19 protein-coding genes and 1 pseudogene are annotated in these 21,695 nt (G+C 66.5%); all 20 read right to left on the bottom strand.

What is annotated here, in order from left to right; all coding sequences use genetic code 11:
- Positions 1 to 26: 26 nt before the first annotated feature.
- Entirely contained in the window at positions 27 to 1,427 is a 1,401-nt protein-coding gene (locus tag AWY79_RS18815) for an SH3 domain-containing protein (RefSeq protein WP_066807159.1), read from the bottom strand.
- Between the two features lie 10 nt (positions 1,428 to 1,437).
- Positions 1,438 to 1,947: an OmpH/Skp family outer membrane protein gene (locus tag AWY79_RS09890; RefSeq protein ID WP_066803055.1), complete on the bottom strand. Its 510-nt coding sequence runs from the start codon at positions 1,945 to 1,947 to the stop codon at positions 1,438 to 1,440.
- A gap of 67 nt (positions 1,948 to 2,014) precedes the next feature.
- Positions 2,015 to 4,027 carry a replication restart helicase PriA gene (priA, locus tag AWY79_RS09885; RefSeq protein WP_233490896.1) on the bottom strand — a complete coding sequence of 671 codons (2,013 nt, stop codon included), beginning with the start codon at positions 4,025 to 4,027 and terminating at the stop codon, positions 2,015 to 2,017.
- Between the two features lie 217 nt (positions 4,028 to 4,244).
- Positions 4,245 to 4,487: pseudogene (locus AWY79_RS19355) on the bottom strand (primosomal protein N' family DNA-binding protein); the annotation flags it as partial.
- A 9-nt stretch (positions 4,488 to 4,496) separates the two neighbouring features.
- Complete coding sequence (locus tag AWY79_RS09880) at positions 4,497 to 5,222, bottom strand: hypothetical protein (protein ID WP_066803052.1); 726 nt, start codon at positions 5,220 to 5,222, stop codon at positions 4,497 to 4,499.
- 52 nt (positions 5,223 to 5,274) lie between these two features.
- Positions 5,275 to 6,147, bottom strand: coding sequence for a UTP--glucose-1-phosphate uridylyltransferase GalU (gene galU / locus AWY79_RS09875; protein WP_066803049.1), 873 nt, complete (start codon positions 6,145 to 6,147; stop codon positions 5,275 to 5,277).
- 24 nt (positions 6,148 to 6,171) lie between these two features.
- Complete coding sequence (glmM, locus tag AWY79_RS09870) at positions 6,172 to 7,524, bottom strand: phosphoglucosamine mutase (RefSeq protein WP_066803046.1); 1,353 nt, start codon at positions 7,522 to 7,524, stop codon at positions 6,172 to 6,174.
- A gap of 31 nt (positions 7,525 to 7,555) precedes the next feature.
- Complete coding sequence (locus tag AWY79_RS09865) at positions 7,556 to 8,461, bottom strand: CdaR family protein (RefSeq protein WP_066803042.1); 906 nt, start codon at positions 8,459 to 8,461, stop codon at positions 7,556 to 7,558.
- 1 nt (position 8,462) lies between these two features.
- On the bottom strand, positions 8,463 to 9,212 hold the full coding sequence (gene cdaA / locus AWY79_RS09860; RefSeq protein WP_066803039.1) for a diadenylate cyclase CdaA: 750 nt from the start codon (positions 9,210 to 9,212) through the stop codon (positions 8,463 to 8,465).
- A 9-nt stretch (positions 9,213 to 9,221) separates the two neighbouring features.
- Positions 9,222 to 10,064 carry a dihydropteroate synthase gene (gene folP / locus AWY79_RS09855; RefSeq protein WP_066803035.1) on the bottom strand — a complete coding sequence of 281 codons (843 nt, stop codon included), beginning with the start codon at positions 10,062 to 10,064 and terminating at the stop codon, positions 9,222 to 9,224.
- Positions 10,065 to 10,078: 14 nt separating this feature from the next.
- Positions 10,079 to 12,112 carry an ATP-dependent zinc metalloprotease FtsH gene (gene ftsH / locus AWY79_RS09850; protein ID WP_066803033.1) on the bottom strand — a complete coding sequence of 678 codons (2,034 nt, stop codon included), beginning with the start codon at positions 12,110 to 12,112 and terminating at the stop codon, positions 10,079 to 10,081.
- Positions 12,113 to 12,257: 145 nt separating this feature from the next.
- A complete protein-coding gene (gene argH / locus AWY79_RS09845) occupies positions 12,258 to 13,643 on the bottom strand; it encodes an argininosuccinate lyase (RefSeq protein WP_066803031.1) in 1,386 nt (461 codons plus the stop codon).
- 4 nt (positions 13,644 to 13,647) lie between these two features.
- Positions 13,648 to 14,880 carry an argininosuccinate synthase gene (locus tag AWY79_RS09840; protein ID WP_066803029.1) on the bottom strand — a complete coding sequence of 411 codons (1,233 nt, stop codon included), beginning with the start codon at positions 14,878 to 14,880 and terminating at the stop codon, positions 13,648 to 13,650.
- A 24-nt stretch (positions 14,881 to 14,904) separates the two neighbouring features.
- Positions 14,905 to 15,804: an ornithine carbamoyltransferase gene (gene argF / locus AWY79_RS09835; protein WP_066803026.1), complete on the bottom strand. Its 900-nt coding sequence runs from the start codon at positions 15,802 to 15,804 to the stop codon at positions 14,905 to 14,907.
- Between the two features lie 146 nt (positions 15,805 to 15,950).
- Entirely contained in the window at positions 15,951 to 17,114 is a 1,164-nt protein-coding gene (locus tag AWY79_RS09830) for an ABC transporter substrate-binding protein (protein ID WP_133987186.1), read from the bottom strand.
- 70 nt (positions 17,115 to 17,184) lie between these two features.
- Entirely contained in the window at positions 17,185 to 18,750 is a 1,566-nt protein-coding gene (locus AWY79_RS09825) for an AlbA family DNA-binding domain-containing protein (protein WP_066803020.1), read from the bottom strand.
- A 2-nt stretch (positions 18,751 to 18,752) separates the two neighbouring features.
- The gene (gene ybeY, locus AWY79_RS09820) at positions 18,753 to 19,220 is read right to left on the bottom strand and encodes an rRNA maturation RNase YbeY (protein WP_066803016.1); all 468 of its coding nucleotides are present in this window, start codon (positions 19,218 to 19,220) and stop codon (positions 18,753 to 18,755) included.
- On the bottom strand, positions 19,217 to 20,149 hold the full coding sequence (locus tag AWY79_RS09815; protein WP_066803013.1) for a PhoH family protein: 933 nt from the start codon (positions 20,147 to 20,149) through the stop codon (positions 19,217 to 19,219). The genes ybeY and AWY79_RS09815 overlap by 4 nt, the downstream gene beginning before the upstream one ends.
- A 52-nt stretch (positions 20,150 to 20,201) precedes the next feature.
- Positions 20,202 to 20,966, bottom strand: a complete 765-nt coding sequence (locus AWY79_RS09810; protein ID WP_078063747.1) for an ABC transporter permease — start codon at positions 20,964 to 20,966, stop codon at positions 20,202 to 20,204.
- On the bottom strand, positions 20,960 to 21,694 hold the full coding sequence (locus tag AWY79_RS09805; protein WP_066803010.1) for an ABC transporter ATP-binding protein: 735 nt from the start codon (positions 21,692 to 21,694) through the stop codon (positions 20,960 to 20,962). The genes AWY79_RS09810 and AWY79_RS09805 overlap by 7 nt, the downstream gene beginning before the upstream one ends.
- Position 21,695: the final 1 nt, after the last annotated feature.

Here is a 21,695-nt window from a genome sequence, read left to right as displayed (position 1 = left end):
CGAGGGCTTTTTTTGCGGGTTTGGCGCTACAGGAACTTGGTCCCCAACAGGGCCGCCCTGCGGGTCCACAGCTCGAGCATCTCCTTGTCGTCGAACTTGACCACGCCCCAGGCCAAGTCCTCGGTGTTCATGCCCGGCAGATAGACCTGCACCGCCACGTTCTTGGTCACCCGCTTGTGGTCCTTCCACAGGCTGGTGGCGAAGTCCTTGAGCTGGTCCCGCGTGGGCAGCTTGGTGGTGGCCAGGAACACCTTGAGGATGATCCAGGGTTCGCCGTACTCGCGGGTCTCGGCCTTTTCCAGATAGCGGAACTGGTATCCGTGGGCATTCTGGTCCGGGGCGGGATCGGGCCGTTTGGCATCGGCGAAGGCGGTCCGGTCGATGACCATGGTCTGCTGCTCCGAGCCGGATTTCACGGCCTCGGCCTTGAGTTCCTCGGCGGAGACCACCGGTTCGGCCGGGGGCGCGGGAGGCGTCGACGCCTTGGGCGCGGGCGCGGCCGGGGGGACGGGACGGGTCACGGCAGAGGCTCCGGGCGCGGCCACAACCGGCCTGGGCGCGGCCAGGTCCTCGGCGGGCTTGGACTTCTCGTCAATGAGGTTCTGCAGGGAGTAGCCGAGGGAGCTGCTCTCGGAACGGATCACGTCGTTGGCTGCGAAGACGGCCAGCCAGCCGTTGCCCACCAGTCCCACCTGGACCACGTCGCCGGGGCGCAGGGTGCGCACCAGGGGCGAACTCGTGGTCCGGCTCTGGTGCACGTTGACCTCGTCGGCCATGACCACCCGCCGGAATTCGGGTCGGCGCGGGGGCTCGGCCTTTGCCGGTTCAGGGGCCGGGGCGGGCGCAGGGGCCGGGGCCGGAGCCGGAGCCGGAGCGGCCTGCTCGGCCACGGGCGGCGCGACAGGCGCGTCATCGGTCACGGGCTGAAAATACTTGGCGAAGCTGTAGCCGATGCCGTTCATTCGGGAGCGGATGGTCACGCCGGGCTTGAATACGCGAATCCAGTCGTCCTCGGGAAAATCGACGATCACCCGCTGGCCCGGCTCCAGGGTGTCGACCTTGCGCCCCTTGGTGGAAGGCAGGTTCCGGACGTTGAGCTTGCGGGGGGTGTAGACGAGCTCGCCCCAGGTTTCGGGCTCGTACCGGCCGCGTTTGTCGACCAGGTACCGGGCGTTGGAGTACCCCACAACGTTGGCTTCGCTGTCGTCCGTGGCGTCCGGCTCGTACACGGCCACCCAGCCGTCCACCTCGTGGGCCACCCGGACCTTCTGGCCCGCATAGAGGCTGCCCACCCATTCGGAGGATGCGGAACGGGTCTCGCGCAGGTTCAGGGGCCTGTCGGAGTAAACAATCTTGCCGAAGGCGAAGGCGCCGGAAGCGGTCAGGAGCAACAGCAGGGCGGAAAAGAAAGGAATGATTCTGCGCATGTTCTGCACCCTAGATCAAGGCGTTGAGTTCTTTGATCACCCGGTCGGTAATGTCCATGGAGCCGTCCACGTAACCGATGATCTCGGGGTCGGTCAGGATCATGGTGAATCCCCGCTCGCGGGCTATGGTCCTGAGGATGGAGTCGGCATGGCGCATGACGAACTGGATCAGACGGCGCTCCTCGGCCTGGATCTCCAGGTTGGAGTTTTCCACCAGGCGCTCGTAGTCGCGCACCGTCGTGCGCAGCGCATTCTCGCGGGACTGCTGCTCGCTCACGGACAGGGCGTCCTCCTTCAGGCTCTCCTGAAGCTTGTTGACCTTGGCCAGGGCGTCGCGGACGCGCCGGTCCTTCTCCTTGCCGAGCCCGGCCAGGTCCTCCTGGGCGATCTTGCCGATCCGGGACTCGTTGATGATCCGCTGCGGGTTGACGAAACCGACCTTGGACTCCTGGGCGGACGCGGGCGCGGCCAGCAGCAGGCACAGGACGGTCAGCCAGAGGCATGATTTCACGCATTTCATGGTTCAACTACCTTGTGATCTTGAATAATGGGGCAATGTAGCCGACAAACCCGCCCCTGTCGATGGTTTACAGGGTCGAAAGGGGATCGAGGTCCAGCCCGGTGCGCACGTTCCTGGGGTCGGGGTTGGACCGGGCCATGGCCGCGTAGAGGGTCCGCACCTTGCCCCAGTCGTCGGATTTGAGCAAACAGTTGAACCGCTTGCGGCCCCGCAGCATGGCCAGGGGAGCCGGGGCCGGGCCGAGCACGGCGATGTCCAGCGCCCTGCCCTGCTCGCGCAGCACCTCGCCGAGGATGCCCACCGCCACCGGGCCGTTCTCCAGGTCCGCCGGATAGCTGATCCGCACCAGGGCCATGCGCGAGAACGGCGGATAGCGGAACACGGTACGCCGGGAGACCTCGCGCTCGAAGAAACCGGGGTAATCGCCGCCCAGGATTTCCTTCCATATGGGATGATTTGGGTTGCGCGTCTGGATCAGCACCCGCCCCGGATCGTCGCCGCGCCCCGCCCTGCCCGCCACCTGCACCAGCAGCTGGAAGGTGCGCTCCGAGGAGCGGTAGTCCGGCAGGTTCAGACCGAGGTCGCCGTCCGCGACCACCACCAGGGTCACGCCGGGGAAATGGTGTCCCTTGGAGATCATCTGGGTGCCCACCAGGACCTGGGCCTCGCCCCGCCCGAAGGCCCCGAGTATCTCCTCCAGCCGCTCCTGCCGCCGGGTGGCGTCGCGGTCCAGCCGGAGCACGCCGGTCCCTTCGGGCAGCAGCTCTTCCAGGACCTCCTCCAGCTGCTCGGTCCCTTCGCCCATGGGCACGAAATTCGAGCCGCCGCACTTGCGGCAGGTCAGGGGCCAGGCATAGCTCCGCCCGCAATAGTGGCAGACCAGCCGCTCGCGCCCCTTGTGGTAGGTCATGCCCACCTCGCAGTCCGGGCAGCGCACGGTCTCGGTGCAGTCCAGGCAGTACATGATCGGAGCGTAGCCGCGCCGGTTGAGCATGACGATGACCTGCTCCCCGGCCTTGACCGTCTCCAGCAACGCCTCGCGCACCTTGGGGGACAGGGACTTGTGCTTGGGCTCCAGGGCGGAGATGTCCACCAGCTCCACCTCGGGCAATTGGCTGTCGCCCACCCGTTCGCGCAGGGTCGAGACCCGAATCAGCCCCTGTGCGGCGGCGTGGAAGGTCTTGACGTCGGGCGTGGCCGAGCCGAGCAGGAGCAGCCCCTTGGCGCGGGCCGCGCGAAACCAGGCGACCTCCTTGGCGTGGTAGGCCAGCCGGTCCTCCTGCTTGAAGGATTCGTCGTGCTCCTCGTCCATGACCACCAGCCCGAGGTCCGGCAGCGGCAGGAACACGGCGGACCGGGTGCCGACCACAAGGACCGGGCCGTCGCCCCCGGCCAGTTCGCGGAAGGTCCCCTCCCGCTTCTTCGGGCTCTGGTAGCCGTGGTAGAAAAGGGTGCGGAACTGCGGGAACCGCCGGGCCACGGTGCGGTAGAGCTGGCAGGCCAGGGCGACCTCCGGGGCCAGGAAAAGCACGGACCGTCCCCGCTCCAGCAGCCTGAGGGCCATCTCCATATAGAGCACGGTCTTGCCCGATCCGGTCACGCCGTGGACCAGGTGCGCGCCGCCGCCCGCGTCCAGGGTGGCGGTCATCTCGTCCAGGGCGGTCCGCTGCTCGCCGGTCAGCTCGAAGGCGCAGCCGGGGTCGTCCCCGCCCGCGCTCCCCGCGCCGTCGATCTCGGCCAGCCGGTCGGCGGTCAGCTCGCCCAGGGTGACGATGCCCGCGCTCTCCAGCTTGACGGCCACCCCGCCGGTCCAGTCGCCCAGGGTGCAGCGCAGGGAATAGAGGGACTGGGGCCCGTTCTCCATAAGGTGTTCCAGCAGCCGGAGTTGCCGCTTGGCGTTGGGCCGCACCGCCCAAGGCGGGTCGGACAGCAGGGTGACGAACCGCTCCTCCGCTTCCTTCTGCGCATTGACGCGGACCCGCATGCGGCCGTCCAGCCAGAGGCGCAGGAACGCGGCCCGGTCCCGGTCCCCGGGCGCGGGCCTCCGGGGCGCAGGCGGGCGGGGTGCGGGGGGGCCCACCCCCGCTCCCTAGGGTCCCCCCCCCCGCCGCGCACCCCCCGGGCGCAGGGCGGTCCCCGGCGCGGGCCAGGTCCGAGGGGCGCGCCGTTGCGGGCAGGTCGCGCTCGGTCATGTGGCGGTCCACGGCGAAACTCACCGCCGCCGTGCGCAGCCCGCGCGGCAGGGCGATCTCCAGGATGCGGCCCACGTTGACCATCTGGCGGCGGGCCAGGTTCACGGCCATGTCCACGAAATCGGCGTCGAGCAGCGGTTCCGGCTCCAGGGGCCAGATCATGTTCTTGATCTCGACCCCCTTGGGCGCGCACTCCGCCGGGCCGACCACGATGCCGGCCCGATGGGACTTGCCGAAGGGAATGATCACCCGCTGCCCCGGCGAGAGGGGCGGAAAATGGGAAGGCCGCCCGTAGGTCCAGGCCTCATAGGGCGGACTGACGAGCGTTACCTGCCAGAGATCGGCCATGGGGAGGTCCTACCTGGCCCCTGGATACCGGAATGACTCCCGCAGGAAGCCGAACGGCTGGGGCGGCTCGGCGCAGGGAGTGGGGTCAAGGGCGTCCACGGCGTACAGCTCCTCGCTGTCCGCGCCGTTGATGCGCAGCCACTCCACGGCGCACTCGAACTCGCTCGCCCCGGTCCGGACCAGGACCTTTTGCGGCACGCGGTACCCCGCGTACGCCTTGTAGTCCAGGAACTCCACGGTGATCGGGCCGAGTTCGGAACCGTACCGGACCAGCAGGGGCGCATAGTCCTCGTTGTTCAGGTGCACGGCGGGCGCGGATTGATCCATGGGATCGGCCCCGAGCATCAGGCACGGCTGGTCGCCGCAGAACCCGAAGTTGCCCACGGTTTCGTCCACGCCCCACGCCTGCCAGGCCTCCAGGGGATCGGGAACCATCCAGACGAACAGGGGCGAAAGCGGAAAAGCGCTGGCGGTGCACGCCCGGGCCACGCTGCCCAGCGAGCCCACGGCCACGGCCTTGTCGCCGGCCTGCCACTCCTGCCGCCAGCGGCCCGAGGAATACCACAGGACGACCGACACGCCGGGTTGGTCCGGGAAGGTCATCTTGGCCTGCCAGGAGCGCATGGGGCCGTAGTTCTTGCGCAGGGACGCGGCCAGCTCCTCGCCGTCGGGCATGAAGGCGAAGGAGGGCAGCGCGGTCAGACACACCAACAATAGGGAGCAGATGATCTTCATGTTCTCTCTGGTTTCCGGTCCTGGCGGCGGGAGCCTGCTCCCGCCGGTTCCGTTAGGACGAGCAGGGAAGCAGTTCCTTGAGGCGCTTGACGAGATCGTCGCGCAGCTCCTCGTCCTGCAGGGCGAAATAGATGTTGGCCGTGAGGTACTCGACCCAGTCGCCCGCGTCGAACCGCTGGCCGCCGAGCTTCACGGCGATGAGCTTGTCCTGGTCGGCCAGCCCCTGGAGGGCGTCGGTCAGCTGGATTTCGCCGCCCACGCCCGCGCGCTGCCCTTCGAGGATGTCGAAGATCTCCGGCAGGAGCACGTACCGGCCGATGATGGCCAGGTTGGACGGGGCGTCCTTGACCGCGGGCTTCTCCACCAGCTCGGTCACCTTGTAGGTGTGCTGGTCGATGCGCTCACCCTTGATGATGCCGTACTTGCTGACCTTGTGCTCCGGCACCTCGATGACGCCGACCACGGCCTTGCCGGTCTCCTTGGCGGCCTTGATCAGCTCGCCGATGCCGGTGTGCACGCCGAACATCAGGTCGTCGCCGAGCATGACGGCGAAGGGCTCGTTCTTGCAGACCTCGCGGGCGGTGAGCACCGCATGGCCCAGGCCGAGCTGCTCCTTCTGGCGCACGCCGATGACGTTGACCAGCCCGGCCACACGCCGGACTTCCTCCAGGAGCGTGGTCTTGCCCGCCCGCTCCAGGAGCTGTTCCAGGAGGAAGTTGCGGTCGAAATGGTCCTCGATGATGGTCTTGTTCTGGTTGGTGACGAAGACCACGTCGCTCAACCCGGCCTCGATGCCCTCCTCCACGATGTACTGGACAATGGGCTTGCGGAAGATGGGCAGCATCTCCTTGGGAACGTTCTTGGTGGCGGGCAGGGAACGGGTGCCCCATCCGGCTACGGGAATGACCGCTTTCTTGATTTCCATGTGATCCTCCGCTTGGTAGTTGGTCTACTTCAGGTGTTTCTCACAGGCTTGGACGATATCCTCGGTGTACAGCTCCACTTTGGCCGCGTCCGGTCCCTCGACCATCACCCGGCAAACCGCCTCGGTGCCGGAATAGCGCAGCAGGACCCGCCCCTTGCCCTTGAGCGCGGTCTCGACCTTGAGGACCGCCTCCCGGACCTCCGGGGCCTGGTCAAAGGGAATCTTGCGTTTGACGTGGACGTTGCGCAGCACCTGGGGGAACGGCTCCAGCAGCCCGGCCAGCTCGGACAGGGGGCGCTCCCGCTCGCGCATGATGCGCAGCAGTTGCAGCGCGGCCAAAAGCCCGTCGCCGGTGGTGGAGTGTTCCATGAAAATGAGATGGCCGGACTGCTCGCCGCCGAGCATGCACCCTTCACGGCGCATGGCCTCGACCACGTAGCGGTCGCCCACGTCCGTGCGCAACAGCCGCCCGCCGTTGTCCTTCATGAACAGTTCGAGCGCCATGTTGCTCATGACCGTGGCCACCAGGGTGTTGCCCGGCAACCTGCCCTTCTCCATCAACTCCAGGGCGCACAGGGCCATGATCTGGTCGCCGTCCAGGATGCACCCCTTCTCGTCGCAGACGATGAGCCGGTCCGCGTCGCCGTCCAGGGCGATGCCCATGTCGGCCCCCTCCTCCGCCGTCATCCGGGCGATGACCTCCGGGTAGAGCGAGCCGCACTTGCGGTTGATGTTCAGCCCGTCCGGGGAAACGCCCACCGGGATGACCTCGGCCCCCAGCTCCTCCAGGACCTTGGGCGCCACGCCGTAGGCCGCGCCGTTGGCGCAGTCCAGGACGATCTTCATGCCGTCCAGGGTGAGCTTGGGCGAAAAACTGTTCTTGAGGTAGACGATGTACCGCCCGGTCGCGTCGTTGATGCGGTGGGCGCGGCCCACGTCCTCGGCCGGGGGATAATCCCACTGGGTGTTGTCGTTGAGGACCAGTTCGCTGATCTCGTCCTCCACCTCGTCGGGCAGCTTGAAGCCGTCGCGGTCGAAGAACTTGATGCCGTTGTCCATGAACGGGTTGTGGGACGCGGAGATGACCACGCCGAGGTCGGCGCGCATGTTCCGCGTCAGGAAGGAAATGGCGGGGGTGGGCATGGGGCCGACCAGGAAGACGTCCATGCCGTTGGCGCACAGCCCGCTGGTCAGCGCGGTCTCGAAGACGTAGCCCGACAGCCGGGTGTCCTTGCCGATGACCACGCGGTGGTGCTTGTTGCCGTTGCGAAAATATTGACCGGCGGCCAGGCCGAGCCTGAGGGCGATTTCCGGGGTCATGGGGAAGATGTTCCCCTGACCGCGCAGGCCGTCGGTTCCGAAAAGCCTCTGCTTCATGGATTGCTCCGGGATGCCGCCCTGGGGCGGCCTAGTTTTTCTTGATGGTGGTGGTCACCGTTTCGGGGTTCTTCTTCTCCAGGCGGCACCCTTCCGGCAGCGTGACGTCGTAGTCGAGCTCGAACGTACCGGGCGTGACCTTGTTCCCGGGGAGGACCGTGGCGATGATGGCCTTGCGGTACTCGTCGTCGTGGAACAGGAAGACGGGCCCTTCGATCAGCAGCCGGACGTACTTCTGGGCGACGCTCGCCTTGTACCCGTCCGGGTCCTGAATCTCAAGGGGGACCTTGACCCATATCTCGCGGGTCTTGGGCGCGAAAAACGCCTCCACCGACACCTGGCCGGGGCTGGCCTCGATGTCGTCGGACAATTCCAGGGCCACGTCCTCGGTCCACGACCTGGGGACGTCCTCCGGGAAGTCCTCGGTCAGGACCACGCGGGTCTTGGAAATTTTTCTGAGCAGGGTCTCGGAGCCGCGGATGGTCACCACGTCGGGCGAGGCCACGACCTCCTGCAGCTTGTAGTCGGCGTTGAGGTTGCCGGACCAGGCCGCCTCCACGGAAATCTGCTTGGAAATGCGGCGGTCGACGCGAAGCCGCAGCCGGTTGGGCTTGACCTCGATGATCTCGTAGGTGGACGAGAGCGGGATCTTGGCCGGCTCGATGTCCACCACCCGCTCGCCGATCTTCAGGTCGCTGAGGTTGATCGGGTAGGTCAGGTTCTGGGAGTTGAGGTTGCCCACCAGCCCCTTGGGGCCGCGCAGCCGAATCTGGATCTTGTCCACCAGCCCTTCCTCGATGATCAGTCCCTCCGGGGGATTGGTCATGACCACGGGCATGTCCACCCAGGTCTCGACCACCTCGCGGCCGGTCACCAGGAACCAGGTGAACACGGCCAGGGCCACGGACAGCAGTATGGTTTGCCAGTTCTTCAGCATGTCAGCGCCCCAAAGCGTTCTTGAGCACGCGCCTGAGCCGCGTCTCGTCCAGGCTGGTGGTCAGGCGGCCGTTCATGGCCACGGACACTTCGCCGCGCTCCTCGGAGACCACGATGGTGATGGCGTCCGATCCCTCGGAGATGCCGAGCGCCGCGCGGTGGCGCGTGCCGTACATGGGCTGGCCGCGCAGCTTGTTGGACAGGGGCAGGATGCAGGCCGCGGCCACGATGCGGTCGCGGCGCACGATGACCGCCCCGTCGTGCAACGGAGTGTCGGTGACGAAAATGGTTTCGATCAGTTCGGTGTTGACCTTGGCGTCCAGTTCGATGCCGCGCTCGATGATGTCGCCCAGCGGCATGTTCTTCTCGATGACGATGATCGCCCCGGTGGAGGTGTGGGACATGGTCATGACCGCCTTGGTCAACTGGTCCAGGGTGTCGTCGCGGACGTTGGACTTGGTCCAGAACCGCTTGGTGCCCACCGAGGCCAGGGCCTTGCGGATGTCGGTCTTGAAGAGGATGACCACCACCAGGAACAGGGAGGTCAGGAACTCGCCGAGCAGCGCGTTCAGGGTGTAGAGGTTGAGTTTCTCGGCCATGTAGTAGACGACCAGCACAATGACCAGGCCGTACAGGACCGCCGCCGCCCGCGTGCCGCGCACAAGGACGATGATGTTGTAATAGATGAAGGCCACCAGCCCGATGTCGAGCAGGACCCTCCAGGTGACTTGTATGCCGAAAAGCTCAAACATGTTGTTTAACTACGCCAATTCCCGAGCTATGGTCAACGTCTGGCGCGCAAGTTCCACCTCGTGCACGCGATGAATGGGCACGCCCTTGGCCGCCATCAGGGCCGTGGCGGCCTGGGTGGCGTTGCGCCGTTTGTCCACGGGCAGCCCCAAAAGCCCCTGCCACAGTGATTTGTTGGACAGTCCCATGTACAAGGGCAGGCCCAGCGCGTGGAACCGCTCGATCTCCCTGAGGATGTCCAGGTTGTGGGCCAGGGTCTTGCCGAACCCGATGCCGGGGTCCAGGACCACCCGGTCCAGGGGCAGCCCGGCGCGGTCCAGCACCGCCAGCCGCTCCTCGAAAAATTGCATGATCTCGCCGACCACGTCGTTGTAGCGCGGCTCGTCCTGCATCGCCTCGGGCCTGCCCAGGGAATGCATGAGCACGTAGCCGGGCTGGTGCTCCGCAAGGACGTCCAGCAGTTCCGGCTCGAAGCGGAACCCGGACACGTCGTTGACGATGGCCGCGCCCGCCTTGAGGGCCTCGTCCGCCACCCGCGCCTTGTAGGTGTCCACGGAGATGACCGCGCAGGTACCGGCCTCGACCAGCCCCCGGATCACCGGAATCACCCGCTCCAGCTCCTCGGCCTCGCTCACCGGGTCCGAATAGGGCCGGGTGGACTCGCCGCCCACATCCAGGATGTGCGCGCCCTCGCGGGCCAGGCTCAGGCCGTGGGCCACGCCCGTCTCCCGGTCGGGGTGCGCCCCGCCGTCGTAAAAGGAGTCCGGGGTCACATTGACGATCCCAGCAATGAAAAAGGGGGCGGGTCCCAAGACCCTGCCCCCCTTGATTGTCCATGTCGTATCTTTCATCATCCGCCAACCAGCGATCACTGCAGTTTCTTGCCGCCCTCGTCCCCGCCGGAAGCGTCGTCGCCCTCGTCGAGGATGAAGTCGTCGCCCGAATCGTCGGCCTTCTCGCTCACCGGGGAGTACCCGGAGCCGGAAGAGCCCACGACGCGTCCCTCGGCATCATAGCCGGACGGGTTGCCGGACGGGCCGCCGGACGGGCCGTTGCCGGAGGCTCCCCCGCCCGCGCCGTTGTTCGGCTCCTGCGGCGGCAGCGGCTTGCCCGCCATGAGCAGGTCGATGTCGTCGCCGGTGATGGTCTCGCGTTCCAGCAGGGCCAGGGAGATGGCGTCCAGGATCTCGCGATTCTCCTTGAGCAGCTTGGTGGCCTTCTCGTGGGCCTCCTCCACGAACCGCCGGACCTCGGAGTCGATCAGCTTGGCCGTCTCCTCGCCGTAGTTCTTGTTGTGGATCAGCTCGCGTCCCAGGAAGACCTGCTCCTGGTTGTCGCCGAAGCTCATGGGCCCGAGCTTGTCGGACATGCCCCACATGCAGACCATGTTGTGGGCGGTCTTGGTGGCCCGCTCGATGTCGTTGCTGGCACCGGTGGTCAGCTGGTTGAACACGACCTCCTCGGCCACCCGGCCGCCCATGAGGACGACCATGTTGTTCTGGAGGAATTCCTTGGAATAATTGTGCCGGTCCTCGCCGGGAAGCTGCATGGTCACGCCCAGCGCGCGGCCGCGCGGGATGATCGAGACCTTGTGCACCGGGTCGGTGCCGGGCAGCAGCTTGGCCACAAGGGCGTGACCCGCCTCGTGGTAGGCCGTGGTCCGCTTGTCCTCCTCGGAGAGGATCATGGAGCGGCGCTCGCGCCCGCCCATCATGACCTTGTCCTTGGCCTCCTCGAAGTCGGACATGTCCACGCGGTCCTTGCCCATCTTGGCGGCACCCAGCGCCGCCTCGTTGACCAGGTTTTCCAGGTCCGCGCCGGAGAAGCCGGGGGTACCCCTGGCGATGACCTCCAGGTTGACCTCCGGAGAGAGCGGGGTCTTGCGGCAGTGCACCTTGAGGATGCGCTCGCGGCCGCGCAGGTCCGGGCTCGGAACCACCACCTGGCGGTCGAAGCGGCCGGGCCGGAGCAGGGCCGGGTCGAGCACGTCGGGGCGGTTGGTGGCGGCCACCAGGATGACGCCCTCGTTGGACTCGAAGCCGTCCATCTCGACGAGCAGCTGGTTCAGGGTCTGCTCGCGCTCGTCATGGCCGCCGCCGAGCCCTGCGCCGCGCTGGCGGCCCACGGCGTCGATTTCGTCGATGAAGATCAGGCAGGGGGCGCTCTTCTTGCCCTGGGCGAAGAGGTCGCGCACGCGGGATGCACCCACGCCGACGAACATCTCCACGAAGTCCGAACCGGAAATGGAATAGAACGGCACGCCCGCCTCGCCGGCCACGGCGCGGGCCAGCAGGGTCTTACCGGTGCCGGGGCCGCCCACCAGGAGCACGCCCTTGGGGATGCGCCCGCCGAGCCGGGTGAACTTGCGCGGTTCGCGCAGGAAGTCCACGACCTCGGAGAGCTCCTCCTTGGCCTCGTCCACGCCGGCCACGTCGTCGAAGGTGACCTTGGCGGTCTCCTCGTTGATCAGCCGGGCCTTGGAGCGGCCGAAGCTCATGGCCCCGCGTCCGCCGCTGCCGCCGCCCTGCATCTGGCGCATGAAGAATATCCACACGCCGATGAGCAGGATCATGGGGAACCAGGACAGGAGCAGGGTCAGGTACCACGGCGACTCGTCCGGCGGCTCCGCCTTGACCTCGACCCCCTTGGAAATGAGGTTCTCGATCATGTTCGGATCGTCGGGGGCGTAGGTCTGGAACTGCTCGCCGGAGCTTTTCAGGCCGGTGATCTTCGGCCCCTGTATCTTGACCTGGGCCACCGCCCCGCTGTCCACCATGGCCAGGAACTCGCTGTAGGAGGGCGTGTCCTTGGGCATCGGAGGCTGGTTGAAAAGGTTGAACAGGACGACCATCAAGATGAATATGATCGCCCAGATTACTAAATTTTTCATATGGTTATTCAAAGGGGAGTCCTCCCTAAAGGTCAGATGAACGGCCCGCAGGCCCGGCTCGGAAGCGTTGTCTTCACGGTTAAAGGTATCTTAAACTAATGCCCTTATCCCAAAAATCAAGACACTTTGCAAAAAAACTCCGCGCCGGGCGTCCCCGCTACAGGGAGCCGAGCCATTCTTTCAGCGCGCCGATCTGGGCGGCCACGGATTTTGGGCCGGTCCCGCCGGGGGTCGCCCGCCGCTCGATGGCCGCCTGATAGTCGAGGACCGCATAGACGTCTTCCCCGATTTCACCGGAAAATTCCTGCAATTCCGTAAGCTCCAGGTCTTCCAGCCCGACGCCTTTCTTCTCCGCGTAGGCCACGGCCGCGCCGGTGATGTGGTGCGCCTCCCGGAAGGGAACGCCCTTGGCGGCCAGGTAGTCGGCCAGTTCGGTGGCGTTCAGGAAGCCGCGCTTGACGGTGGCCGCCATCTTTTCCGGCACGAACACCATGAGCCGGAGCATGTCGGCCATGATGCCGAGCGAGGCGGACACGGTGCGGTCCGCGTCGAAGAACGGCTCCTTGTCCTCCTGCATGTCCCGGTTGTAGGTCATGGGCAGCCCCTTGATCAGGACCAGCAGCCCCATGAGGTCGCCGACCACCCTGCCCGTCTTGCCGCGCATGATCTCGCAGGCGTCCGGGTTCTTCTTCTGGGGCATGATGGAGGAGCCGGTGGAATACTGGTCCGGCAGCTTCACGTAGCCGAAGTTCGGATTGGCCCAGATGATCAGCTCCTCGCACATGCGCGAGAGGTGGGCCATGATCAGGGAGCCGTCGAACACGGCCTCCAGCACGAAGTCGCGGTCGCTGACGGCGTCCATGGAGTTGGCGAAGACGGCCTCGAAACCGAGGTCCTCGGCCACCACAGCGGGAGCCACGGGATGGGTGGTTCCGGCCAGTGCCGCCGCGCCCAGCGGCATGACCCGCACCCGCTTCAGGGCGTCGGCCACGCGCTCGTGGTCCCGCTTGAACATCTGGCAGTAGGCCAGCAGATGGTGGGCCAGGCTCACGGGCTGGGCGGGCTGGAAGTGGGTGCAGCCGGGGAGCATGGTCTCCCGGTGCTCCTCGGCCCGGTCCACGTAGGTCCGGACCAGTGAGGCCAGGAGCTCCTTCCACACGGCAAGGCGCGCGGCGACGAACAACCGGAAGTCCAGGGCCACCTGGTCGTTGCGGCTGCGCGCGGTGTGCAGCTTGCCGCCCAGGGGGCCGATGATCTCGGTCAGCCGGGACTCGACGTTCATGTGCACGTCTTCCATCTCGGTCTTCCAGACGAACTCGCCGGACTCGATCTCAGCCCGGACCTTGTCCAGGCCGTCGCAGATGATCTTTGCCTCGTCGTCCGTCAGGAAGCCCTGCTTCGCCAGCATGCGGGCGTGGGCCTGGGAGCCGCGAATGTCCTCGGCGTACAGCAGCCGGTCAAAGGAGACCGACTCGGAATACGCCTCCATGGACGCGGCCGTTCCTTCGGCGAACCGCCCGCCCCACATCTTCTTTTCTGCCATCGGTCTACTCGCAGGAGTCTTCGATTTCCTTGCCGCCCCATTTGGACTGCTGCATGCGGCCCTTGAGGCGCAGCCCCACCAGCTTGATGAAGCCGGCGGCGTCGGCCTGGTCATACACGTAGTCTTCCTCGAAGGTGGCCAGCTCGGGGTTGTACAGGGAGAACGGGGACTTGCGGCCCAGCGGCACGCAGTTGCCCTTGTACAGCTTCACGCGGACGGTGCCGGTGACCTTCTCCTGGGACTTGTCGATCATGGCCTGCAGCGCCTCGCGCTCCGGGGAGAACCAGTACCCGTAGTACACCATCTCGGCGTAGCGGGGAATGAGGGTGTCGCGCAGGTGCATCATCTCGCGGTCCATGCACAGCCCTTCCAGGTCGCGGTGGGCGGCGGCCAGGATGGTCCCGCCGGGGGTCTCGTACACGCCGCGGGACTTCATGCCCACGAACCGGTTCTCGACCATGTCGATGCGTCCGATGCCGTGCCTGCCGCCCAGCTCGTTGAGCTTGGCCAACAGAGCCGCCGGGGAGTACTTCACGCTGTTGATGGCGATGGGATCACCGGCCTCGAAGTCGATGGTGATCTCCTCGGGCTCGTCCGGGCAGCGCTCGGGCGGGGTGATGTTGCGGTAGCAGTCCGGGCCGGGGGCGTTCCACGGATCTTCCAGCTCGCCGCCCTCGAAGGAGGTGTGCAGCAGGTTGGCGTCGATGGACCACGGCTTGGTGCGGCTCACCGGGATGGGGATGTCGTTCTCCTGGGCGAAATTGATCAGGTCGGTGCGGGACTTCAGCTCCCACTCGCGCCACGGGGCGATGGTCCTGAGCCGGGGGTTCAGGGCCATGGTGGCCAGCTCGAAACGGACCTGGTCGTTGCCCTTGCCGGTGGCGCCGTGGGACACGGCCTGGGCGCCCTCCATCTCGGCGATCTCGACCATCCGCTTGGAGATCAGCGGCCGGGCGATGGCTGTGCCGAGCAGGTAGCGGCCCTCGTACAGGGCGTTGGCCCGGAACATGGGAAAGACGTAATCGCGGACGAACTCCTCGCGGAGGTCCTCGACGTAGGCCTTGACCGCGCCGGTCTTGAGGGCCTTCTCCTCGATGCCGTCCATCTCTTCGCCCTGACCGAGGTCGGCGGTCATGCAGACCACTTCGCAGTCATAGTTGTTCTTCAGCCACTTGAGGATGATCGAGGTGTCCAGCCCACCGGAGTAGGCGAGCACCACCTTGTCGACTTTCTGCATTGTATATTCCTCGTATCTTTTCGGTTATTTATATATCCATTCGAGAATGGCTTTCTGTGCGTGCAGCCGGTTCTCGGCCTGGTCCCAGACGATGGAGGCCGGGGATTCGAACACGGCCTCGGAGACCTCCTCGCCCCGGTGGGCGGGCAGGCAGTGCATGAATTTGACGTCGCTCGCGCCCTTGGCCATCAGGGCGTCGTTGACCTCGTATCCGGCGAAGGCGGCCTCGCGCTTCTTCTGCTCTTCCTCCTGGCCCATGGACGCCCACACGTCGGTGTTGACGTAGTGCGCGCCGGACACGGCCACGGCGGGATCGCGGGTCAGGGTGACCTTGGCGCCCCGGTTCACGGCGGCGTCGAGGATGGCCGCGTCCGGCTCGTACCCTTCCGGGCAGGCCAGGGCCAGCTCGTAGCCGAAGGCGGCCGAACCGTTGATGAAGGAATGGGCCATGTTGTTGCCGTCGCCCACCCAGGCAACCTTCAGGGACGCGAGGTCCGGGGTCCGCTCGTACATGGTCAGCACGTCGGCCATGATCTGGCAGGGATGGTATTCGTCGGTCAGGGCATTGACCACCGGGATGTCGCCGTATTCGACCAGGGTTTCCAATTTCTCCTGGCCGAAGGTTCGCACGATGAGCCCGTCGGCGTAGCGCGACAGGACGCGCGCGGTGTCCTTGAGCGGCTCGCTGCGGCCCAGCTGGGAATCGCGGGCGGCGATGAACACCGGGTCTCCGCCGAGCTGGCGCACGCCGACCTCGAAGGACACGCGGGTCCTGGTGGACGCTTTTTCGAAAATCAGCAGCAGGGTCCTGCCCGCCAGGAGATCGGTCCGGACTTTGTTGTCCTTCATCTCCTTGGCGCGGAGGATGACCTGCAATACCTCATCCTTGGGGATGTCGGGAATGGTCAAAAAATGTTTGGGCATCGTACGTTCACTCCATCATCTATTGCCGGAATATCGGGAAAGAGAAAGATTTTGGCCCATATCACCATGAATGTAAAGGGAATTGGGCACTCCAAATCCGGTGATAATCCAGGCGGGCCGCCCCTGCGCGGGGAGCACGGGGCGGCTCAGGGATGGACCTGTTCGAGGTACAGCAATCCTCCGTATCGGAGTTGATTGATGGTCAGCGGCTTGATCGGATCGCCGTTGCGGTCAAAGGTGATCTCGCCGGTCACGCCCTCGAACCCGGAGATGCGGAACAGGGCGTCGCGCACCTCCGGCCCGTCCGTGGTCCCGGCCCACTCCATGGCCTCGCGCAGGAGCATGAAGCTGTCGTAGACCAGGGCCTGGGTGTTCTCCCTGATCTTCCCGGACTCCTTCTCGTATTCGCGGACGAATTCGCGGGACAGGCGGGTGTTCACCCAGCGGTTCCAGTGGCCGCTGAAATACACCCCATCGGCCAGCTCGCCTATGTACGAGTAGAGCTTGACGCTGATGCCGTCGCCGCTCATGCGGGCCGCGCGGACATTGTGCCGGGCGGTCCTCCCGAAGAAGGCCGCCACATCCGCGTACCCCCCGGGAACGAAGAGCAGGTCGGGGTCGAGCTGGGAGACGTTCTCCAGGTACATGTCCGGGTTCAGGTTGCCGGAATCGTATTCGGCGGTCCACAGGACCGCCCCTCCCTCGGCCTCGAAGCTCTCGGCAAAGGATTTGGCCAGCCCCTTGCTGTAGGTACGGCCCCTGTCCACCAGGATCACGGCGGTCTTGGCCCGCAACTTGTCCCCTGCGAAATGCGCCAGCCCGGCGCCCTGGAGCTCGTCGGTGAAGCAGGCGCGAAAGATGTAGTCCCCGGTCCAGGTCACGGCGGGGTTGGTGGACATGTGGGTGATCATGGGGATGCGGGCCTTTTGCAGGACCTCGGCCATGGCCAGGGAATGAGAGCTCCAGTTGCAGCCCACCACGGCCACCGCGCCGTCGGCGAGCGCCTGGCGGGCGGCTTCGGCGCTCCCCTCCGGGGTGCTCTGGTTATCGTATTCCAGGAGCTCCACCGGTCGGCCGAGGATGCCTCGATCCCCGTTGATGACGTTGACCGAGTACCGGGCGGCCTCGAAGGACAGGGAATTGGTCGGCCCGGCCTCGCCCGTCTTGGCGGTGATCATGGCGATGCGCACGGGATTGGCGGCGGACGCCTCGGAAGACGCAAAAACGGCCAGCGCCAGGATCGACAGCATGAGGGACAGCCCGACGATCCGGACGAAGGTTTCCCTGGGGCGTATTCCTGTAACGGCCACGGCTCCTCCTCCCTGGATTGCTATTTACTGCCGCATAGTTACTCGGAAAAACGCTGTCAATTATATTGGATCACTGATGTTTTTCCAGCCATTCGCGAAACTGCCGGAAGGTCAGGGCGCGGCTCGCGGGGCCGCTGCGGACGTAGAACTCCTCACCCTTGGCCGCATCCAGAATGGCCGGGGCCCGGGCCGGAATGCAGTGGATGCGCAGGACCTTGACCCCGTCCACGTCGATGACCGCGCTGTCGATGTAGCGCGAAAATTCGGTGCCGATGTGCCGGTCCACCAGGTTGTTGAAGTGCAGCAGCGCACGGTCGTCGCTCTCGAAATTGTCCTCGCCGAATCCGGTCACGGTGCCGTCGTCGGCCACCCCGACGAGCAGGGTGCCGCCCTCGGAGTTGAGGAATGCGGACACGGTCTTGAGGCAGGCGTGCTCGATCTCCTTGCCGTTCTTGCCGGACTTGAGGTTGAAGCGCAGGGTCTGCTTGAACTCCAGGCGTCCGCCCTCCCCTTCGAGGAGCAGGGACTTGATCTCCTCGGCGGTCACCGCGGCCTCGCGCCGTCGGCCCATGGCCTCTATCCTCCCCCGGTTGCGCTGCAGGACAACGAGCACGCCGAAGGCGATGACGATAAGCAGCACCGCACCGCCCTGGAGAAAGGTGTCGCTGGTCAGGGCGGACAGCACGTTCTTGCGCGGCACGGCCACGCCCAGGGACAGGGTGTCCCCGAACACGGTCAGGGGCATGGCCCAGGCCCACCAGACCTCGCCGTCCACCTGGTAGGAGAACGGCTTCTCTGGCCCGGTCGGATCAGCCGCCGCCACCCGTTTGACCGCCCCGGCCAGCACCGGGTCGGCCAGTTCGCCGCCCTTCACCGCCGCGTCGGCCACGCCGGTGGCCACGCCTTCGCCCACGCCGACAACGGGCATGGCCTTGCCGTTGCCCAGGTACAGGAAAATCCGTTCCGCCCCGCCCCGCTCCGCGCCGCCCAGCCGGGACAGCAGGGCGTCCACCGGAAAGGCGAAGGAGAGCATCAGCCGTTCCCCGGCCTTGGTGTCCTCCAGCGCGGAGGCCGTAACCCAGGCCTCGCCCACGCCGTGGAACCGGTTGGAGCTGCGCCAGTTGACCTGACCCGGCTCCAGATGGGCGAACTCCTCGGCCAGGGCGCGGTCCACCTCGGGCAGGTCCACGGACCATCCCTTGAAAGGCGCGCCCTTGTCCCTGGCGTCCTTGAACTGACTCCAGTCCAGCTCGGTGTGCAGGGTGTCCGGCACGCCCTCGACCACGCCGCCGTATCTTCGCGTCAGCAGGTAGCGCAGCCCCTGGCCGTCGCTGATCATGACCGCGGCCACGTTCTGGTGGCGCTCGAACACCTTGCGGAATTCCCTGCGCAACACCTCCGGCTCCAGGCTGTCGAGCAGCCCCTCGCCGATCTCCTCGTTGGTGCTCAGGACCGCGTCGAGCAGCACGGTCACGGCCCCGGACAGGCCGCGCGCCGAGTTCTCCACGGCCACCACCGCCGCGTCGCGCCGGATCTCGCGCACGCCCCAGTAGGCCAGCGCGCCGACGGCCGCCACCACGAAGATGACCCCGTAGAAGAGGACCTGGTAGAGCTCCCTGCCCCGGATGGCCGCCATGGCTACGCCGCGCCCCCGTGCTCCAGGAGCGCCCGGTCCACGGCCGCGTCGGTCATGTCGAACATGATCTCGCCGTGATCGAAGCCGGCCAGATGGAGCAGCCCGTGGGCCAGCAGCCGGGCCAGGTGTTCCAGCGGAGTCTGGCCGTAGAGGTCGGTCTCGCGGGCCAGGGTGTCCACGGACAGGGCCAGCTCGCCGAGGAAAGCGCCCTCGTCTCCCGGGAGTTCGGGATCGTCCGGGTCATGGGCCGGAAAGCTCAGGATGTTGGTCGGGCCGGTGCAGCCCAGGAACTCGCGGTTGAGCCGGGCGATCTCCCGGTCGTCCACGAGCTTGAGGGAAAAGGTCCGCCCGTCCAGGCCCAGGGCGTCGAGGAGCGTCTCGCAGAGCGCGCGCAGCTCGCCCCCGGACAGGGGAAAACGCGGGTCGAGCCTGGTTTCCCGGACCACGGTCACCGGGGAGGCGAGGCTCATTGGCCGTTCCCCTCGTGGGCGTCGTAGGCGCGGACGATGCGGCCCACCAGCGGATGGCGGATGACGTCCTTCTCGTCGAAAAGAATGAAGCGCACGCCCTTGACCCCTTCCAGGATGGTGCGGGCGTGGAGCAGGCCGGACCGGGCCTGGGACGGCAGGTCGATCTGGGTCACGTCGCCGGTGATCACCGCCTTGGACCCGAAGCCGAGGCGGGTCAGGAACATCTTCATCTGCTCCGGGGTGGTGTTCTGGGCCTCGTCCAGGATGATGAAGGCGTCGTTCAGGGTGCGCCCGCGCATGAAGGCCAGGGGCGCGACCTCGATGATACCGGAGTCCTGATAGTCCTGGACCTTGGCGAAATCCAGCATGTCGTGCAGGGCGTCGTACAGGGGGCGCAGGTACGGGTTGATCTTCTCGGCCAGGTCGCCGGGCAGGAAGCCGAGCTTCTCCCCCGCCTCCACGGCGGGCCGGGTCAGGACGATGCGCTTGACCTCTCGCCGGGCCAGGGCGCCCACGGCCATGGCCACGGCCAGGTATGTCTTGCCGGTGCCCGCCGGGCCGATGCCGAAGGTCATGTCCGAATCGCGGATGGCGTCGAGATATTCACGCTGGTTCAAGGACTTGGGCGACACGGTCCGCTTGCCGGAGGTGGCGTAGACGTCGCCCTTGAAGACCTCGCCCACATCGGCGGAGGGCTGCCGCTCCAGGATGCGGCAGGCAAAGTCCACGTCCTGCGGATAGACCGACTTGCCCTTGCGGACCATGGCGTAGAGCTGGGTCAGGACCTGGGCGGCCAGATCGCCCTTCTCCGCCTCCCCTTCCGGGGCGTGGATGGTCAGGGTGGACCCCCGGCTTTCGATGCGCACGCCCACGCGTTCGCCCAGGAGCTTGAGGTGCTGGTCATGGGGGCCGAAGAGCTGGCCGGCCATGCGGCCGTCGTCGAATTCGAGCTTGGTGGTGGGCAGAACTGGTTCCTCCGAATTAGTCCTTGGCGCGCAGGAACATCCACCGGCACGCCTTGCGTTCAAAGACGTTGGCGATCTCGTACAGGGCCGCGCCCATGATGGACATGCCCAGGATGCCGGCGAACATGGTCAGGTAGTCCATGGCTCCCCAGGCGTCCATAATCATATATCCCAGGCCGCGCGAGGTGGCAAAGGATTCCACGAAAAACAGGACCGCCACCGACACGCCGGTGCCGAGCCGCAGGGAGGTGAATCCGTGGGGCAGCGCGGCGGGGAGCAGCACCTCGCGGAGCACGTCCGAACTCGTCCCGCCCAGGGAGCGGACCGAGTCGAAATACTTGGGATGGATGGAACGCACGCCGTCGCGGGTGGTGACCAGGATCTGGTAGCCGAGGATGAGCGCGATCATGGCGATCTTGGAGGTGTCGCCCAGCCCGAGCAGGAGCAGGAACACCGGCAGGAGCACGATCTTGGGCACCGGATAGGTCAGGAACACGAAGGGGGCCAGGAGCTTGTCCACCCGCTTGACGCTGCCCATGACCAGCCCCAGGGGGAAGGCGATGATCCAGGCCAGTCCCATGGCGGTCACCGAGCGGTACAGGCTGACCCCGAAATGCTCCCAGAAGATTTGCGTGGTCATGGCCCGGGCCAGGGCCGCCACCGCGTCCTCGGGATCGGGCAGGATGACCCCGCCCAGCGCCAGGGCCGCGAGCTTCCAGAGCACGCCCATGACCAGGATCACCAGCCCGTAGCGGGCCAGGGAGCGCAACAGCCCTACCATTGCGCCTCCACGGTGTGCCGGAGCTCCTTGAGCAGGGCGAAGCACGCCTCGGTGTCGCGGATGCGGGCGTCGCCGAAGCCGGGATTGTCGAACACGGCCACGGGCCGGGCCGGGCGCGCGGACATGACCATGATCCGCTGGCCGAGCATGACCGCCTCCTCAAGGGAGTGCGTGACCAGCACGTAGGGCGTCCGGCGCAGTTGCCAGGCGTCGAGCAGGGCCAGTTGCAGCCGCTCGCGGGTCAGGGCGTCCAGGGAGGAGAACGGTTCGTCCAGCAGCGTCAGGCCGGGGCGGGTGACGAAGGCGCGGGCGATGGCCACCCGCTGCTGCTCGCCGCCGGAGAGATTGGCGGGATAGTCGTTGTCGCGCCCGACGATGCCCACTTCGGCCAGCTGCTCGCGGGCGCGCTTGAGCCGCTCCCGGCGGCCCATGCCTTGGATCTTGAGGCCCAGCGCCACGTTGTCCACCACGGTGCGCCACGGCAGCAGCCCGTAGTCCTGGAGAATGATCGAGATATCCGGCGAGGGCTTGGTCACCGGGCGACCGTCCATGAGGACCCGGCCCGTGTCGGGCGCGGCCAGCCCGCTCAGGAGGTACAGCAGGGTCGTCTTGCCGCAGCCGGAAGGCCCGACCACGGCCAGGGTCTGCCCGCCGTCCAGGGTGAAGGAGACGTCCTCGATGACGCGCTTGCCGTCATAGGACTTGCCCAGTTTCTCCGCCGTCAGCATC

Origin of the sequence: Pseudodesulfovibrio indicus (assembly GCF_001563225.1) — a bacterium.
GTDB classification, from domain to species: Bacteria; Desulfobacterota; Desulfovibrionia; order Desulfovibrionales; family Desulfovibrionaceae; genus Pseudodesulfovibrio; species Pseudodesulfovibrio indicus.
This window is presented reverse-complemented; position numbering and strand designations above follow the sequence as displayed.